This is a genomic window from Actinomadura citrea (genome assembly GCF_013409045.1).
In the GTDB taxonomy this organism is placed as follows: domain Bacteria; phylum Actinomycetota; class Actinomycetes; order Streptosporangiales; family Streptosporangiaceae; genus Spirillospora; species Spirillospora citrea.
The window spans coordinates 5,383,567-5,399,939 of sequence record NZ_JACCBT010000001.1 but is presented as its reverse complement, the minus strand read 5'-3'; the positions used below and the strand labels follow the sequence as shown (position 1 = coordinate 5,399,939).

Annotated in this window: 15 protein-coding genes and 1 pseudogene; 5 read left to right on the top strand and 11 right to left on the bottom strand. The window is 70.9% G+C overall.

Annotation, left to right across the window (positions count from 1 at the left end):
* Positions 1-101: 101 nt before the first annotated feature.
* The 4 genes and pseudogenes from BJ999_RS44070 to BJ999_RS25145 all read left to right on the top strand — a co-directional run.
* Positions 102-917: pseudogene (locus BJ999_RS44070) on the top strand (helix-turn-helix domain-containing protein); the annotation flags it as partial.
* Between the two features lie 24 nt (positions 918-941).
* Entirely contained in the window at positions 942-1,670 is a 729-nt protein-coding gene (locus BJ999_RS44065; protein ID WP_229810379.1) for a SpoIIE family protein phosphatase, read from the top strand.
* Between the two features lie 214 nt (positions 1,671-1,884).
* On the top strand, positions 1,885-2,709 hold the full coding sequence (locus BJ999_RS25150; protein ID WP_179835572.1) for an SAM-dependent methyltransferase: 825 nt from the start codon (positions 1,885-1,887) through the stop codon (positions 2,707-2,709).
* A 326-nt stretch (positions 2,710-3,035) separates the two neighbouring features.
* A complete protein-coding gene (locus BJ999_RS25145; protein WP_338070783.1) occupies positions 3,036-4,016 on the top strand; it encodes a serine hydrolase domain-containing protein in 981 nt (326 codons plus the stop codon).
* A gap of 6 nt (positions 4,017-4,022) precedes the next feature.
* On the opposite strand, the gene BJ999_RS25140 is transcribed toward BJ999_RS25145, so the two are convergent.
* Together BJ999_RS25140 and BJ999_RS25135 are read right to left on the bottom strand one after the other, a co-directional pair.
* Entirely contained in the window at positions 4,023-5,303 is a 1,281-nt protein-coding gene (locus BJ999_RS25140; protein ID WP_179835570.1) for a CE1 family esterase, read from the bottom strand.
* A gap of 157 nt (positions 5,304-5,460) precedes the next feature.
* Positions 5,461-6,234 carry an ABC transporter permease gene (locus BJ999_RS25135; RefSeq protein ID WP_179835569.1) on the bottom strand — a complete coding sequence of 258 codons (774 nt, stop codon included), beginning with the start codon at positions 6,232-6,234 and terminating at the stop codon, positions 5,461-5,463.
* 180 nt (positions 6,235-6,414) lie between these two features.
* Here BJ999_RS25135 and BJ999_RS25130 point away from each other — a divergent pair, with 180 nt between their 5' ends.
* Positions 6,415-6,576 carry a hypothetical protein gene (locus BJ999_RS25130; RefSeq protein ID WP_179835568.1) on the top strand — a complete coding sequence of 54 codons (162 nt, stop codon included), beginning with the start codon at positions 6,415-6,417 and terminating at the stop codon, positions 6,574-6,576.
* On the opposite strand, the gene BJ999_RS25125 is transcribed toward BJ999_RS25130, so the two are convergent.
* From BJ999_RS25125 to BJ999_RS25085, 9 genes are all read right to left on the bottom strand, one after another.
* A complete protein-coding gene (locus tag BJ999_RS25125) occupies positions 6,557-8,227 on the bottom strand; it encodes an AMP-binding protein (RefSeq protein ID WP_179835567.1) in 1,671 nt (556 codons plus the stop codon). The genes BJ999_RS25130 and BJ999_RS25125 overlap by 20 nt on opposite strands.
* The gene (locus BJ999_RS25120) at positions 8,224-8,961 is read right to left on the bottom strand and encodes an ABC transporter ATP-binding protein (protein ID WP_179835566.1); all 738 of its coding nucleotides are present in this window, start codon (positions 8,959-8,961) and stop codon (positions 8,224-8,226) included. The genes BJ999_RS25125 and BJ999_RS25120 overlap by 4 nt, the downstream gene beginning before the upstream one ends.
* Before the next feature lie 16 nt (positions 8,962-8,977).
* Positions 8,978-9,742, bottom strand: coding sequence for an ABC transporter ATP-binding protein (locus BJ999_RS25115; protein WP_179835565.1), 765 nt, complete (start codon positions 9,740-9,742; stop codon positions 8,978-8,980).
* Positions 9,739-10,626, bottom strand: coding sequence for a branched-chain amino acid ABC transporter permease (locus BJ999_RS25110; RefSeq protein ID WP_179835564.1), 888 nt, complete (start codon positions 10,624-10,626; stop codon positions 9,739-9,741). The genes BJ999_RS25115 and BJ999_RS25110 overlap by 4 nt, the downstream gene beginning before the upstream one ends.
* 3 nt (positions 10,627-10,629) lie before the next feature.
* On the bottom strand, positions 10,630-11,514 hold the full coding sequence (locus BJ999_RS25105; protein WP_179835563.1) for a branched-chain amino acid ABC transporter permease: 885 nt from the start codon (positions 11,512-11,514) through the stop codon (positions 10,630-10,632).
* A gap of 19 nt (positions 11,515-11,533) precedes the next feature.
* The gene (locus BJ999_RS25100) at positions 11,534-12,709 is read right to left on the bottom strand and encodes an ABC transporter substrate-binding protein (RefSeq protein WP_179835562.1); all 1,176 of its coding nucleotides are present in this window, start codon (positions 12,707-12,709) and stop codon (positions 11,534-11,536) included.
* 85 nt (positions 12,710-12,794) lie between these two features.
* Complete coding sequence (locus BJ999_RS25095; RefSeq protein ID WP_218935213.1) at positions 12,795-14,516, bottom strand: alpha/beta fold hydrolase; 1,722 nt, start codon at positions 14,514-14,516, stop codon at positions 12,795-12,797.
* A 1-nt stretch (position 14,517) separates the two neighbouring features.
* A complete protein-coding gene (locus BJ999_RS25090; protein ID WP_179835561.1) occupies positions 14,518-15,057 on the bottom strand; it encodes a LeuD/DmdB family oxidoreductase small subunit in 540 nt (179 codons plus the stop codon).
* Positions 15,057-16,373 (bottom strand): 3-isopropylmalate dehydratase large subunit, encoded by a 1,317-nt coding sequence (locus BJ999_RS25085; RefSeq protein ID WP_179835560.1) that lies wholly within the window; start codon positions 16,371-16,373, stop codon positions 15,057-15,059. Before BJ999_RS25085 ends, BJ999_RS25090 begins: the two co-directional genes overlap by 1 nt.

Genomic DNA, 16,373 nt, shown 5'->3' with positions numbered 1-16,373 from the left:
CCGATCCAACGCGCGAGGAGCACGCATGCCGCTGCACATGCCTTCGGAGGTGGGAGGTGACCGTTGAGCGCCCAGGCTCGAGTCCGACGGTGCTTCGCATCATCCTCGGCGCACAGCTGCGCCGCCTGCGGGAGGCGTCCGGGCTGAGCCGCCACGAGGCCGGTGACCGCATCCGAAGCTCGGAGTCGAAGATCAGCCGATTGGAGCTCGGCCGGGTGAGCTTCAAGGAACGGGACGTGGCCGATCTGCTCACCCTTTACGGTGTCGCCGACGAGGTCGAGCGGGACACGATCCTGGAAAAGGCACGCGAGGCCAACACGCCGGGATGGTGGCACCGGTACCACGACGTCCTGCCCAACTGGTTCCAGACCTATGTGGGCCTCGAAGAATCGACGTCGCTCATCCGGACGTATGAGATTCAATTCGTCCCCGGTCTGCTGCAGACCCCCGACTATGCCCGCGCGGTCATTCGGCTCGGAAATCCGAACGCGTCCCAGACCGAGATCGAGCACCGTGTCGAACTGCGTCTGCGCCGCCAGAAACGGCTCTCCGGGCCCGACGCCCCCCGGCTGTGGGCCGTCATCGATGAGACGGCGCTGCGTCGGCCGCTCGGAGGTCCCGAGACGATGCGGGGCCAACTCGAGCACCTCATCGCCATGTGCGCCCGACCGAACACCACGATTCAGATCATGCCGTTCCGTTTCGGGGGCCACGTCGCGGAGGGCGGTGCGTTCACCCTCCTGCGCTTCCCCGAGCCCGAGGTGCCGGACGTGGTCTACCTGGAGAACCTCACCGGCGCGCTGTATCTGGACAAGCCCGAGGAGACCGAAAGCTACCTCAGCACGATAGAACGACTGTGCGTGGACAGCGCCACACCGGAGTTCACCCCCGAGATCCTCTTGGACTTCCTCCGGAAGTACTACCGAACGCCAACGGCGACCATGACCTTTGCGCAGCACGGTGGGACAGTGCGCACACAGAGTTGCCGACTTCCGGCGGCGCCCCAGACCAAGGGCGATTTCCACGCCATCCTCCCCACGCCTTTCGGCACCAGGATCCTGATCGGAAACGTGCTGGGTACAGGCGAGTCGGCCCAGGAGGCGGCGGCCGCCGCGCTCGGCAACTTCCGGCAACTGGCTTCCAACGAGTCGACCCTGCCGGGGTTGGCCGAGCGGATGCACTCGGTCCTCGCACCGATGCTCCAGGACGACGAATTCGTCACCGCCGTGCTGCTCACCCTCCGCGAGGACACCGCCGAAATAGTGTGCTGCGGGAACCCGCGACCCCTGCTGATAAGGGAGGGCGGAGTACTTTCACTCGAAGCTCTGCCCTGCTATCCGCCGCTGACCCTGCTCGACTTCGGCGACCAGTGGTGCGAGACCACGACCGTGCCGCTCCGTCACAATGATCGGCTGCTGCTGCACACCCACGACCTGATGCCGGCACGCGACGAGCGAGGTCACGCTCCTCCACATGCGGAAAGGGCCGCCGCGCTGTGCGCGGACGATCCGGCTCTGACACTGGAAAGCATCCAGGCCGCCTTGCTCGATCACGTGGCGAGCGGTCTCGGTCTCCCGATGACCCTCCTGCTGACGCACCTCGAACGGCATACTCGGCAACCCGGCACCGACCAGGCTGCGGTGCAGTGGACGATGCAACCGAACGACTGATCGTGCGCCCGCCGCAACATTGCAATCACCGGCGGATGGATGCGACAGGCGATAGCCGGGCCTTGCCGGTGATGCTGGGGCGGCCTCACGGCCTGGGACGACCACCTGCTCGTAGCCGCAACCAGCTCCAGGGATCTTGAAAGTTCTCGCGGATGCCCACAACCGATCCCTGATATCAGCCACCTGGACTCCGGGTGAGCGCTACCTTCGGACGGTGTCCTCACCCTGGTCCGACGAACTCGCTGGTTTTCGCCCTGAGATACCCAATGAGGCGCGCATTCTTGATTACCTCACCGGCGGCAAGGACCATTTCGCCGTCGACCGTGAGGCGGCCGAACAGGCGCTGCGGATCGCACCCGATCTCAGAGTCGCCGCCGTGGAGTCGCGTCGGTTCCTGCGCCGCGCGGTGGATGCGCTCGTCACCGAAGGCATGCGGCAGTTCATCGACGTGGGTTGCGGGCTGCCCACACAGGGCAGTGTCCATCAGATCCTCCAGGAGATCGCGCCGGGCTGTCGGCTGATCTGCGTGGACAACGATCCCGTCGTGGCGGCGCACGCCGCATCAGTGTTCGGGATGGGCGGGCCATCCCGGATCCTGCAGGCCGACGCCCGCGACCCCGACGCACTGATGGACGACCCGGTCATCACGTCGACGATCGACCCGGACGAGCCGGTCGGGCTCATCCTGCATTCGGTGCTGGCGGTGATTCCCGAAGACGACATCGCCGACCACATCGTCCAGGGACTTCTGGCGCGGGTCCCGCCGGGCAGTCACCTGCTGCTGACGCACGCCATCAGTGATCCCGCCCCCGAAACGACCGCCCGACTCGCCGCGCTGTTCCAGGGGAACAAGACAGTCCGAGGGGCGACGACGCGCTCGAACCTGCGCACCGCGGCAGAGGTCGAGGAACTGATGCGGGGCTTGGACCTGCTGCCTCCCGGCTTGGTTCCGCTGCACCAGTGGCGGCCCCACACCGCCGAACCGGAAACGGCCCGGCGGTCGATCTGGGCCATCGGCGGGATCGGCCGCAAGCCCTGACGGCACATCTCCGGCATTGCGCGAGTCACGGTTCGGGCATTGGGGCGCGGGGAGAAGAAGGAGCCTTCGAGACAGACCCGCAGGGCAGCAGTGCGGTTTTCCGCAGGTGGGCTGGGTGGCCCTCCGCATGGGCGTCGAGGACCCGGCTCCGTAGCGTCCAACCATGATCAAATTTTCGCGATGGACGGCGTTCGCGGTGTCCGGTGCGGCGGCGGTTTCCGCGGCGGCCACGGTCGTCCTCCGCTCCCGACGCGCGTACGGCGCAGCCACAGTCGAACCGAACCCGTTCGTCCCAGGACGGCTTCCAGGAGATGTTGAACGATCTGGTGAGAACCAAGGGGGCCACGGCCGTCCTGCTCCGGGTGCGAACCGCCGGCGGTGGAGAGTGGTCCGGCGCGGCGGGCACGTCCGACGTCCGGACGGGACGGCCGGCCGATCCGGCCGGGTACTTCCGGATCGGCAGCGTCACCAAGACGTTCGCGGCGACCGTCCTGCTGCAGCTCGTCGACGAGGGGCGGCTGCGGCTCGACGACCCTGTGGCCGAGCACCTGCCCGGCGTCGTCCCGGACGGCGAGCGCATCACGGTGCGGCAGATCCTCCAGCACACCAGCCTGCTTCGCGACTACATGGGCGATCCGGGCTGGTCCACCAACCGCTGGCGCGGGGCGCAGCGGTTCCGCAGTTACAAGCCCGACCGGCTCCTCGCTCAGGCGTTCCGCACCCCCGCCCAGAATTCCCCGGACGTCACCTGGAGATACTCCAACACCAACTACGTGGTCGTGGGGAAGTTGATCGAGCGGCTGACCGGGCGGCCTTACGGGGAGGAGGTGGGACGGCGTGTGCTGCGTCCACTCCGGCTGACTCAGACGATCGTTCCCGGCGACCGGCCCGGGGTTCCCCGCCCGCACGCGCACGGCTACGCACTGCTGCCGGACGGGCGGACCGTGGACGCCACGCGCATGAACCCCTCCCTCGACTGGGCGGCGGGCGAGATGATCTCCACCACCCGTGACCTCGGCCGGTTCCTCGACGGGCTGCTCGGCGGGCGGCTGCTGTCGCCCTCGACGCTCGCCGCGATGCGCGCCGTGCGGCCCACCGGCGCCGGGTTCGCCTACGGGCTCGGGCTCCAGGAGTACGCGCTGCCCTGCGGCAAGCGCATGATCGGGCACAGCGGTCAGCTCCTCGGCTACACCACCTACGCGCTCCGCTCCGACGACGGGCGGCAGATGAACCTGTCGGTCAACCTCGGCTCCTCACCGCCCCCGGCCGACAAGCTCTACGCCTTCGCGGGCAAGGTGTTCTGCTGACGGTGCTCAGGGGAGGCGGTAGCGGGAGACGAAGTCCCAGATCACGGCGTTGGCGTCGATATCGTAGGTGGTGCCGCCGAGGAACGGGCCGAGGAAGGGCGTCCCGCCGGGCCAGTTATGACCGCCGCCCTTGATCTGGTAGAGCGTGACGGGGCCGTCCGCCGGGCAGTCGGGATGGTCATGGCGGACGACGGTGGTGTTGTCGTCGGGAGCGGTGTCGGGCAGGTTCGTCGGGACGGTCCTGGTGCCGCAGCCGTTGTTGCGCGTCCAGAAGTCGAGCGCGGGCTGGACCGTCGCGTAGGGGACGAGGGGGTCGCCGTCCCCGTGGATCAGGACGATCGGAACATGGCGTCCGGGACGGCAGGCACCGGGGTCGCTGAGCTGGCCGGACACCGGTACGAAAGCGGCGAACCGATCGTTGTCGCAGGCCATCTTGCTGGTGAAGAAGCCGCCGTTGCTCATGCCGGACGCGTACAGGCGCCCGGGGTCGGCGTTGAACCGCTCGACCAGGATGTCCTGCAGCCGCCTGACGAAGCCGGGATCGTCGACGTCCGGGCTCGGCGTCCCGGCCGGGACGCCCTGCCAGCCCACGCCGTAGTGCTCGGGGGTGATCATGATGAAGCCGCGGCTCTGCGCGTAGTCGGCCATGCGGCCGAAGAACTCGGCGGCGCCCGGCGTCTCGAACAGCCCGGGGAAATGGAACAGCACCGGACGCGGAGAACCGTCGTAGCCGTCGGGCAGCCGGAGGATGGCGTTCCTGGCCTGTCCGGCGTGGGTGATGCGAACGGCGTGGTCGCCCGGGTCGGGACGGCGGTCCTCGACCGTGAACGAGACCCGCCGGCCGGACGCCGCGCCGCCGCGCCGGACGGTCCCGCTCCCCTCCCACTTCACCGTGGCCTCACCGGGAACCGCGACCTGGCCGCTGACGTTCGCGGACACCTCCACACCCGCGCCGGGATCCTTGAGGGTGAACGTCCCCTTCATCCCGAAGCCTTCGCGAACGATGTCGAAGGAAACGTTCGCGGTACCGCCTTCGGCGCCCGGAAGCGTCCCCGCCCCCTGGATCTTGTTGGTCTCGTAGGACGCGACATTGTCCAGGACGGCGATGGCTCCCGAGGACAGCTCACCCGTCAGGGAGTAGGCCGGTGACCCGGCCGCGGTGACGGTCACACGATCTGCGGCGGGTGGGGCGGCGTGAGCCGTTCCTGCGGGGACGGCGCTCAAGGCCGTCCCCGTCAGCAGCATGGCGCCAAGGCCGCGCCGCACCGCGGCGAACTGGGAGTCCACAGCGGGTCCCTCCTGTGAAATACCGACAGGCCCGTGAAGGCGAAGTCGCGCCACAGTAAGCCCCGCTCGCATCAACGACCACTCACCGATCGAACACATTCGCCCGCCCTTTTTTGACACCCCCCGACAACGAATCCTCATACGTCCATCACAAGCGTCATGGGGCGTCGACGACGATGCCGCGTGCCACCAGTTCGAGGGTGAGAAAGGCGGCGATCGACTCGATGGCCAGCAGCGCGATCAGGACGAACAGCTGGACCGCCCCGGCGGCGACGGGGGACGCGCCGCCGAGCATCATCCCGACGAACGCGCCGGGCAGGGTGACCAGGCCGACGGTGCGCGTCTGGTCGATCGCGGGCACGAGCGCGGTGGCGGCCTTGTCCCGGGCGATGAGCAGGCGCGCCTCACGGTCGGCCAGGCCGAGTGACAGCGCGGCCTCGACCTCGCCGAAACGCTGGGCCAGCTCGTCCAGGGCGCGCCGGCCGGACAGATAGGTGGCGGTGAGCGCGCCGCCGATGAGGATGCCGGCGATGGGGATCACGCTGATGCCCCTGGGCGGCAGCAGGCCGGTGACCAGCAGAAGGACCAGGACGGGGGCGACGCCCGCGCCGATGGGCACGGCCGCCCACCACCACGTCGGACCCTTGGTGAGCCGGCGGCCGCTGGTGCGCACCGCGACCGCGTACATCAGCATCACGAACAGGGCGACAAGCGATATGTACCGGACGACCGCGCCGATGATCAGCGAGACGGCGGCGAGCTGGACGGCTGCGCGCAACCCAGCGGACAGAACAGCACGGGTATGCCCAAGGCGGCCGAAATGGCAGACCGCCACGGCCACCGCCAGCAGGACCACCATGGCCACGCCAAGGATGAGGTTGACGGGAAGCAGGCTCGTCCCAGATGAGACCGCCCGCACATGCTGGGTCATTCGCGCAGCGTACGGCCACTCGGTGCGCAAGACGGCTGCGGTCCGCGTCCGCTCCGCAGGACCACATCGCGGTCATGCACCCGCTGCTGGAGTGCGGCCGCGACGACCTCGGGCGCGCCCCTCCTGGACGACCATGCCCGGCTTCCGCGCGGCAGCTTCTTCTGGGAGGCGGAATGGCTGGTGTACCTGCTGCGCACCGGCCGCCTCGACCTGGCCCACGACTCCGGCGTCCTCGACCCTCTGGAACGGCTTCCGGAGCGCGGCGACTTCAACGACCGCCCCTCGGAGGCGTTCGGCGCGATCTGGCTCCTCTACACCGGCTTCAGCCGTCCTCCCTTCTGACCGACGTCGGAGGTGTACCGCTCGGAGACCCGGTCTCGTGCGGTCGTTGACGCAGTTCTCGGCGGAGGATCTTGCCGGTGGCGCTCTTCGGAAGATCCTCCTTGATCTGGAAACCGGTCGGCGCCTTGTAGACGGCGAGGCGCTCGCGGCAGAACGCGCGCAGTTCCTCCGCGGTCGCGGAGGTCCCGGGGCGAAGGCTGACGAAGGCGTGGACGGTCTCGCCGCGGTAGGAGTCGGGCACGCCGATGACGGCCGCCTCCCGCACGGCGGGGTGCTCGTACAGCACGTCCTCGACCTCGCGCGGCCAGATCTTGTAGCCGGCGGCCACGATCATGTCCTTCTTGCGGTCGACGAGGTAGATCCAGCCGGCCTCGTCCATGAAGCCGACGTCTCCGGTGAGCAGGACGCCGTCCGGGAACGACGCCCGGGTCTGTTCGGGGTTCCGCCAGTATCCCGCCGCGACCTGCGGGCCCGTGGTCGCCAACTCGCCGATCTCGCCCGCCGGGAGGGGCCGCCCCTCCTCGTCGCGGATCTCGACGTGGACGCCGGGGAGCGGGACGCCGATCGCGAGGGCGCCGGACGCCCTGTCCACCGGGGCCGTCGTGCCGAGCGGGACGGCCACGAGCGCCGAGGTGCTCTCCGTCAGCCCGTAGGCGTTGTGGATGTAGGTGCCGAAGGCTTCGGCGAACGCCTGCACCGTGGGCGCCGGGACGGGGGCGCCGCCGCTGAGGATCTTGGACAGCGAGCCGAGGTCGCGTCGGCGGGCGGTGGGATCGTTGAGCAGCGCGATGAAAGCGGTGATCGAACCGATGGTGAAGGTGGGCCTGTGACGTTCGACGAGGGCAGTGGTCGTCGCGGCGTCGAACCGGTGGGTCAGGACGAGCGGCAGCCCGGCGCCGAGACCGAGTGCCAGGTGCATGGCGAGCCCGGTGATGTGGAACAGCGGGGCGATGGTGAGGATCGAGTCGCCGTCGCCGAGGCCGATCCAGGCGCTGCAGGCGGCGACCTGGTAGGCGAGGTTGCGATGGGTGTTGATCGCGCCCTTCGCCGGGCCCGTCGTACCGGAGGTGTAACTGAGCAGGGCGGCGTCATCGGGGGCGGGGGCGGCGCTCCGGGGCGCACCGCCCTGGTCGAGGATCGCGAGGATGTCGTCCTCCTCGTCCTGCGGCCATGAGCCGGGCAGGTCGCCGGCGAACGCGCCTTCGCGGGAGTACAGGACGTGCTCGGGGGCACCGGCCGAGGGCAGGGCCGCGACCGTCGCCCGCGCGGCGGGGTGGACGATCAGGACGCGGGCGCCCGAGTCGGCGAGCAGGTGGGCCAGCTCCCGCGCCTTGTACATCGGGTTGACCGGCACGACGATCGCGCCGAGCTTCCACACGGCGAGCACGGCCAGCACGCAGACGGGCGTGTTCTGCAACGCGACGGCGACCCGGTCGCCGCGGCCGACGCCGCGGCGTTCGAGTCCCGCCGCGAGCGCGTCGCTCAGCCGGTCGGTCGCGGCGCGATCGAGGGTGGCGCCGTAGTAGTGGAGTTGCGGCGCATCCGGCCGCTCGGCCGCGTGGCGCCGGAACAGCCGCACCACGGTTTCGGACCCCACGTCGATTCTTCCGGGGACGCCCTCGCCGTACAGGGACTGCCAGGGCGGGCTCACGCGGTCACCCCCTTCGACTCGGGACGCGGTTCCTCGTCGATGCCCAGATGCCGTGCGATGGTGTCCGGGGTCCGCTCCAGTTCCTCCGGCGTGCCCTCGGCGACGATCACGCCCCGCTGGAGGAGGCAGACGTGGTCGGCCATCGGGAAGGCGAGGGCGGCGTTCTGCTCGACCAGGAGCATGGTCATGCCCGCGGCCCGGATCGCGCTGATCGCCGAGAAGACGGTGTCCACCATGGCGGGGGACAGGCCCATCGACGGCTCGTCCAGCAGCAGGACGGACGGGGCGGTCATCAGGGCGCGGCCGATCGCCAGCATCTGCTGTTCACCGCCGGACATCAGCGCGGCGGTCTGGGAACGGCGTTCGGCCAGGCGCGGGAACAGGTCGTACACCTCGTCGACGAGGGCGGTGCGGTGCCGCCCGCGCGCATAGGCCGACAGGTCCAGGTTCTCCTGGACGCTGAGGCAGCCGACGACCATCCGGCCTTCGGGAACGAGCGCCATCCCCCGTCGGGCGACCCGGTGGGCGGGCATCCCGGTGACGTCCGCGCCGTCGAACAGGACGCGCCCGCCCGACGGCCGGAGCAGCCCGCCGATCGCGCCCATCGTGCTCGACTTCCCGGCGCCGTTCGCGCCGATCAGGGCTGCGACGGCGCCGCGGCCGAGCTTGATGTCGAGACCCGCGACGGCGCGGATGGGACCGTAGGTCACCTCCAGCGACTCGACGGTCAGCATGGTGTGGCCCTTCCTCTCATTTGCCGAAGTACGCCTTGCGGACTTCTGGACGGTGCAGGCACACGGCGGGGTCGTCGCAGGCGATGACCTCGCCTGAGGCCAGGACGGCGACCTGGTCGCAGACGGTCTGGATGAGTCGCATGTTGTGCTCGACGACGATGATCGTGGTGCCGTCGTCGCGCAGCCTCGTGATCAGCTCTCCGATCCCGCCCCAGTCGGCGGCGTTCATACCCGCGGTCGGCTCGTCCAGCAGGAGCAGCCGGGGGCGCGAGACCAGGGCTCGCGCGATCTCCAGGCGTCGCTGGTCGCCGTAGGGGAGGGTCTCGGCGAGCCGGTCGGCCGCGTCACGCAGGCCGACGGAGGCGAGCACGTCGAGTGACCGTTCCCGCAGGTCGCGGAGTTCGGCGCGGGCGCGCGGCGTCCCGGCGAGGCCGCGCACGCTGTCCACGCGCCGGTGCCGGAAGGAGCCCGCCAGGACCTGTTCCACGACGGTGAGGCCGCGCAGCAGCCGGATGTTCTGGAAGGTCCGGGCGACGCCCTTCCGGGCGAGCGCGGCCGCCCGGAGGTTGTGGCAGGGGTCGCCGAACAGCGTGATGGAGCCGGCGTCGGCGGGCATCAGGCCGCTGACGATGTTCAGCAGCGTCGTCTTCCCGGCGCCGTTCGGCCCGGCTATCCCGAAGACGGTGTCGCGGGGGACGGTGAGGCCGACCGAGGTCAGCACGCTCAGCCCGCCGAACCGTTTGGCCAACCCGTCGACTTCCAGAGCGGCGTTGCCGGTCACGTTCCCACCTCCACCGGGTCGGACGACACCGGGGCCGCCGGACGCCGCCGCTCCCGCAGCCTTCGCCAGCGCAGCGGGTCCACCAGCCCGCCCGGCACCCAGATCATGATGATCAGCAGCAGGGCGCCGTTGATGATCGACTGGCCCTGGCCGACGAACTGGTTGATGTACACCGGCAGCCCGGTGAAGACGACCGCGCCGATGACCGACCCGAACCAGTGGTAGGCGCCGCCGAGGACGACGCAGGCGATGACGGTGACGGCCAGGTCGATGTAGAAGGTGTCGGGGTCGATGTAGCGCAGCAGCCCTGCCTGGAGGACGCCGGCGACCCCGCCGAGGAAGCCGCTGATGACGAAGGCGGCCACCTGGACCCGGCGCACCCGGACGCCCATGGTGGCCGCGGCCGTCGGGTCCTCCCGGGTCGCCACCGCCGCGGTCCCGAACCGCGACCGGGCGAGGCGGGCCAGGAACAGGCATGCCAGCGCAAGGACGACCACGAGCTGCCACAGGTGGACCTCCACCGGCACCACCTCACCCATGGAGCCGCCTGTCAGGTCGCCCAGGTTCACCACGATCACCCGGGTGACCAGGATCAGCGCGACCGTGGCGAGGGCCAGCCAGTGCTCCGCGAGCCGGATCAGCAGGAGCCCGGCCACCGCGGCCAGCAGGCCGCCGCCGATCCCGCCGACGGCCAGCGCGGGCCACAGCCCGAGTCCGGCGGACGACATCAGGTGCGTCGCGGCGAAGGCCCCGACCGCGGCGAAGCTCACGGTGGCGAAGCTGAGCAGCCCGGCCCACAGCGTCACGTACGTGCTGAGCGCCAGCAGCGCGCCGGCGAGCGCGAACTCCGTGGCGCTGGTCAGCAGTGTCAGTTGCGTTCCCATGCGCTAGGCCCTCCCGAGTTCGACGGTCCGGAACAGGCCGCGCGGCCGTGCGACCAGGACGACGAGCAGCAGACCGAACGTGATCGCGTCCTGGAAGGAGTTGGAGATGTACTGGGCCGACAGCACCTGGACGATGCCGATCATGAATCCGCCGAACGCGGCGCCGCGCACATCGCCCATGCCGCCGAGGACGACCGCCGCGAAGCCCTGCAGGAGCAGGCCGTCGCCCAGCCCGAAGGTGAAGGTCTGGTTGTCGGCGTAGAGCACCCCGGCCAGCCCGGTCGCGGCCCCGGCCAGCGCCGCCGCGGTGAGGATGGCCGCGCGCGGGTTCACGCCGCCGAGCATGGCGGCGCCGCGGTCGTGCCCGACCGCGCGGATGGCCGTGCCCAGCCTGGTGCGCCGGAGCAGGAGATGGATCATCGTGGTCACCGCCACCGCGCAGACGACCGCGATGATCTGCGTGGTCAGCACCCGGACGCCGCCGACGTGCAGCAGGCCGTCCGGGACCGTGCCCGGCGGGAAGCCGAGCGGCGCGGCGCCGGTGGCCAGGCTGGCGACCTCGCGCAGCGCGATCCACAGCGCCACGCTGGTGATGATCGTGCCGAGCAGTTGCTCGCCGCCGCGCGAGCGAAGCGGCTGGAAGGCGACCTGGTCGACCACCACCGCCGTCAGCGCCCCCGTCGCGGTGCCGATCAGGCAGGCCGCGGCGAACGGCAGGCCGGCGTTCGCGACCGCCCAGTAGGCGACGAGCGCGCCCCAGGTGGCGTAGACGCCCTGCGCGAGGTTCAGGATCCGCATCGTTGAGAACACGACCCCGAAACCCACCGCGAACAGCGCGTACACGGCGCCCAGCGCGATTCCGTTGACGAGTTGCTGGAGGAACAGCATGGCTCAGCTCACCCGGCTCTCAGGATGCGGCCGGGCCGGACGGCGCCCATTCGGTCTGGCGGCCGTCCGCGGTCCAGGTGATGTGGACGATGCTGCTGGGCGCGTGAAGCTGGCCCTGCTGGAACTGCACCGTGCCGTAGATGGTGCCGTCGAGCTTCTTGATGTCCGACAGCGCCTTGGCCACGCTTTCTCGCGTGACGTCCTTGCCCGAATCCTTCACGGCCGTGGCCATCATGTACGCGGCCATGTAGCCCTGGGCGGCGTAGTCATCGGGATCCGTCCCGTACTTGGCCTTGTAGGTCTGAGCGAACTTCTGGCCCTGGGCGCTGGCCTTCCCGCTGAAGAAGTACACCGGGAAAGGAACGTCCGCCAGCGTCCTGCCCGCGGCCTTGAACGCCCCGGGGCTGCCGATCGTCTCGGCCGACACGATCAGCCCCTTGTAGCCGCGGCTGCGCAGTGCCTTGATCAGGGAGATGGACGACTGCTGCAGCGCGGCGATGACGATGGCCTCGGGGTTCTTGGCCATGAGCTGGCCCGCCGCGCCACTGAAGTCGGTCTGGGCGGCGAGGGTGTTGACCGTCCCGAGGTCCCGGACGGCGGTGCCGGCGAAGCCCTGCTGAAAGCTCTTCAACTGGGAGACCCAGCCGGAGTTGTCCTGGGTGACCGCGTAGGCGACCGACGCGGGCTTGGCCTGCTGGGCCACCTTCTGCGCGAGGCTCTTGTTGGCGTCCTGCGGAAGGGTCGCGGTGCGGACCACGTACGGCGGGTCCTCCAGGCCGAGGTCGGTGGCGCCGTAGATGTCGAGCGGCAGCTTGGCGGCCGTGGTGATGGGCTTCACCGCGCCCGCCACCGGCGACAGGATGCAGCAGATCGCTCCCACGACGCCCTGGTCGCCCGCGAGCTGCTTCGCCTGCTCGACGGCCCGCGCCGGGGACTCGGCCCCCTCCTTCCGCACCAGCTTGATCTTGCGTCCACCGCCGAGGTAGCCCTCCCGGTTCAGCTGGTCGATCGCGAGCTGGGTGCCGTTGCCGAACGTCTGGCCGGCGAAAGCGACGGGCCCGGTGTTCGCCGTGATGAACCCGATCTTGATCTCGCCGCTCTGCGTTCCGCCGTTGCACGCCGCGGCCGGCAGGGCGGCGGCCGCGGCGACGGCGAACGCGGCCAGCCGCCGTCGGCGGGCAATGGGTCGTGTCATGGGGTCTCCTCAGAAGGGCCGCCGAGAAGGCGGGGCTGGGAAAGAAGCGCTGGTCATGGGATGGATGGAGGCGACGGGGCCGCCGTCAGGGGACGGCGGTGAGGAAGTCCCGGTAGAGCCGGACGGTCTCCGCGACGGCCGCGGGATCCTGGTCGGGGTACCAGCAGGTCGCGGGTGTGGAGGCGAGGGTGACGCCGTCCGGTGCCGCGGAGCGCAGGGCCGGGAGGTTGTCGGCCAGCATGTCGTCGGGGCCGGCGCAGATGAGCGCTGGCACCGTGAGCTCCGGCAGCCGGTCCCGGGTGGGGTAACGGAAGGCCGCCGCGTAGCTGAGGTGGTAGGTCGGGCCGCTCTGGAGCAGGCCCACGGTCCAGTCGTGCAGTTCGCGGGCGCGCGGGACCCGCAGCGGACGGTCGGCGGCGGTGCGGTCCCGGTACCACGGCCAGAACAGGAACATGTCGTGCCGCATGCCCCACGCCCGCACGAGGTGGGAACCGAACCGGTCCGCCCGGAGGGGCGGGAGGTAGTTCTCGAGGATGTCGGAGGTGAACTCCGCCGGCAGCAGGGGCGGTGCCTCAAGGACGGCGCGCCGTACCAGGTCGGGGCGGCGCACGCACAGTTCGAGCGCGATGACCGCGCCGGTGTGGGTGCCCCACAGGTGCACCGGGCCGTCCGCCCGCCGCTCGGCGACCTCCGCCATCGCGTCGGCGAGCCGTCCGATGTCGACCCCGTCGCGCCAGGGCTTGTCCGACTCGCCGTTGCCCGGGTAGTCCGGCGCGATGACGTGGAAGTCCGGCGCCAGCCCGCGCATCAGCGGTTCGAGGAGCCGCGCGGATCCGGGCGCCGAATGAAGCGCGATCAGGGGTGGCGCCTCGGGGTCTCCGGCGACGCGCACATGGACCTGGCCCGCTGATGTGTCCAGGAAGTCGCGGCGGATCGCCGTTCCCCGGACGATGGCCGGACCTGACGGAGCCGTTGCGCACGAGGCCGCCGCGCACGATGATGCCGTCGCGGGCGACGGCTCCACCGCCAGCGGCAGCGACCGCCGGGCGCGGTCGTGCGCAGGTGCGGAGGGCGGACCGGCCGGCGCCTGGACGGGCGCCGGGTGGCCGTGAGCCCTGGAAAGCCTGCCGGTCCACCGGACGACGGGCGTCGGGCCGGTGTCCTCGGAGTTGACCACGACGGCGGCCGGACGGGTGCCCGCGAACGGGTCCTCACCTGCACGGCACCACGTCTGCCACAGAGCGGTGAAGGCCTCCGGGTGTTCCGCGAACGCGACGACGGTCCGGTCGAGCGCGGCCGCACTGGGCGCTTCGGCCCGGCCCGGCACCGCCCTGCGCGTCGAGAACGGCGGGAACAGGTGGGAGTTCCGCACCATCTGCCACAGCCGCGACAGGTGGGTCCCGTCGGCCCGCGGCGTGAGGTCGGGCGGCGGCATCTCCCGCGCCGCCGCGAGGTAGCCCGGGTCCACCTGGACCAGTTCCCCGCAGTGCGGGACGCGTCCGGCGACGGCCGCGGCCAGGTCGCAGCTCATGTCCAGCCCGACGATGGCGTGCACGCCCAGGGCCCCGGCGACCTGCGCGAGCGCGTCGGCCGCCGGGCCGACGCCGGCCGCGGCTCCCGGAGCGGATCCCGCCACACCCGGCAGGTCGGCCACCGCCACCGGGAGTTCCGGGGCGCCGAGCGCGATCTCCTCCGCCAGGGGCCTGCCCGACCAGCGGATCCCCGGCAGTACCAGGACGCCCGGACGGTCGTCGGTGGTCCAGACCCGGATCTGGCCGTGCCCGGTGTCGACATGGCGTCCCCGCATGTCAGCGCTCCGCCGGGGCCGGCCGGCCGTGTTCGCGCAGCAGCAGGTTGAGGCTGCCGCCGGCCTCCAGGACCTTGACGACGCGGTCGCTCGGCGGGGAGCCGGCCAGTACGGTGCCGTCCGCGAGTCGCACCGTGGCCTTGCGCCAGTCCACCTCGACGGCGTCGAAGCGACGCACCGCCGCGACGATGCCCGGGACGGTCACCAGCGGCATCCCGTTGTAGGTTTCGCCGCGCCAGAACCCGGGGGAGAAGGACTCGGCGACCACGGCGCTGATGCCCGCGTTACGCAGGGCGACCAGCGGCGGGTAGTGCGGATGCCCGTAGCCGAAGTTGCGTCCGCCCACCACCACGTCGCCGGGCCGCACCCTGTCGACGAACTCCGGGTCGAACGACCGCATGCAGACGGCGCGCAGCTTGTCCGGGTCGTAGTACTTGATGTTCTCCACACCGACGATCAGGTCGACGTCGAAGTCGTCGCCGAACACCCAGGCGACGCGTCCGCGCAGGACGTCGGGCAGGACCGGGGCCCCGGCGGCCATCACGCCATCACCTCCCGCGGGTCGGTGATCCGCCCGGCGACGGCGCTGGCCGCGACGGTGTAGGCCGAACCCATGTAGATGTCGGCGCCGGGACTGCCCATGCGCCCGGAGATGTTCAGCACGCCCGTGGAGATGCAGTTCTCGCCCTCCTGGAGCGGCTTGGCGTAGCCGAAGCAGAAGTCGCAACTGGAGATGGCCACGTCCGCGCCGGCCTCGCGCAGCACGTCCAGCAGCCCCTCCTCCTCGGCCTGCCGGTGGATGACCTCTGACGTCGGCACGACGTTGAGGCGCACGCCGGGCGCGACGCGGCGGCCGCGCAGGATCTGGGCGGCGGCCCTGATGTCCTCGATGCGGCCGCTGGCGCAGGAGCCGATGAACGCCCGCGTGATGGGCGTGCCCGCGGCGTCCTCGACACCGAGCGTGTTGGCGGCCCGCGCCGACCCGGGCAGGACGATCCGGGGCTGGAGCGCGTCGAGGTCGATGTGGTGGGTGGCGGTGTAGGACGCGTCCGGATCGCTGGTCAGCGGCTCGAACTCCTTGCGCGCGACGCTCCGGGCGTACTCCAGCGCCAGGTCGTCGGGGTTGAAGATGGCGGAGACCGCGCCCGTGAACATGGCCATCCCGCACAGGCCCTGGCGGCGGCCGATGCTCATCGCCTCCGCGCCCGGTCCGGTGAACTCCATGACCTGGTGGGCGCAACCGTCCGCGCCGACCCGGGAGATGATCTCGTGGATGAGGTCGCGGTTGTCGACGCCGGGCGCGAAGGCGCCGGTGAGGTGGAAGCGCGTCGAGGCGGGCACGTCCAGGAAGATCTGACCGCTGACCCAGGCCTCCAGCAGGTCGCGGCGCACGCCCCAGCCCAGGGCTCCGAACGCGCCGAGGCCGCTGATGTGGCCGTCGAAATGGATGAGGAACGTTCCAGGCAGGGCGTAGCCCATCTCGGCCGCCACCTGGTGACCGATGCCGCGGCCCTCGTGCACGGTGATCCCGTAGAAGTCGCCCCAGCGGCGGGTGACGTCGTGCACCTCCCGTTCCCGCCCGTCGCGGTTGGACAGCATGTGGTCGATGAAGATGAGGTAGCGCTCGGGATCGTCGACCGTGGTGATGCCGAAGTCGTCGTGCATCTGCTTGAACATCAGGTCGGTGTAGCCCGGGAAGTCGTAGGCCACCATGTAGTCCGGCCGGAAGGCGTGGTTCTGCCCGGCGCGGGCGGTGCCGAGCCCGGCCGCGCGGGCGAGGATCTTCTCGGTGATGGTCTGCGCCGTGGCGGTCCGCGCGGTCGCCGCGGTGCGGGTGGCGTCGTCGAATCGCGTCAT

What these genes read in the sequence shown, in the direction of transcription:
- BJ999_RS44065 (WP_229810379.1), top strand. Translation starts at nt 942, where the DNA reads ATGACCTTTGCGCAGCACGGTGGGACAGTGCGCACACAGAGTTGCCGA.
- BJ999_RS25135 (WP_179835569.1), bottom strand. Translation starts at nt 6,234, where the DNA reads ATGACCCAGCATGTGCGGGCGGTCTCATCTGGGACGAGCCTGCTTCCC.
- BJ999_RS25120 (WP_179835566.1), bottom strand. Translation starts at nt 8,961, where the DNA reads ATGCTGACCGTCGAGTCGCTGGAGGTGACCTACGGTCCCATCCGCGCC.
- BJ999_RS25110 (WP_179835564.1), bottom strand. Translation starts at nt 10,626, where the DNA reads ATGGGAACGCAACTGACACTGCTGACCAGCGCCACGGAGTTCGCGCTC.
- BJ999_RS25105 (WP_179835563.1), bottom strand. Translation starts at nt 11,514, where the DNA reads ATGCTGTTCCTCCAGCAACTCGTCAACGGAATCGCGCTGGGCGCCGTG.
- BJ999_RS25100 (WP_179835562.1), bottom strand. Translation starts at nt 12,709, where the DNA reads ATGACACGACCCATTGCCCGCCGACGGCGGCTGGCCGCGTTCGCCGTC.
- BJ999_RS25095 (WP_218935213.1), bottom strand. Translation starts at nt 14,516, where the DNA reads ATGCGGGGACGCCATGTCGACACCGGGCACGGCCAGATCCGGGTCTGG.
- BJ999_RS25090 (WP_179835561.1), bottom strand. Translation starts at nt 15,057, where the DNA reads ATGGCCGCCGGGGCCCCGGTCCTGCCCGACGTCCTGCGCGGACGCGTC.
- BJ999_RS25085 (WP_179835560.1), bottom strand. Translation starts at nt 16,373, where the DNA reads ATGACGCGATTCGACGACGCCACCCGCACCGCGGCGACCGCGCGGACC.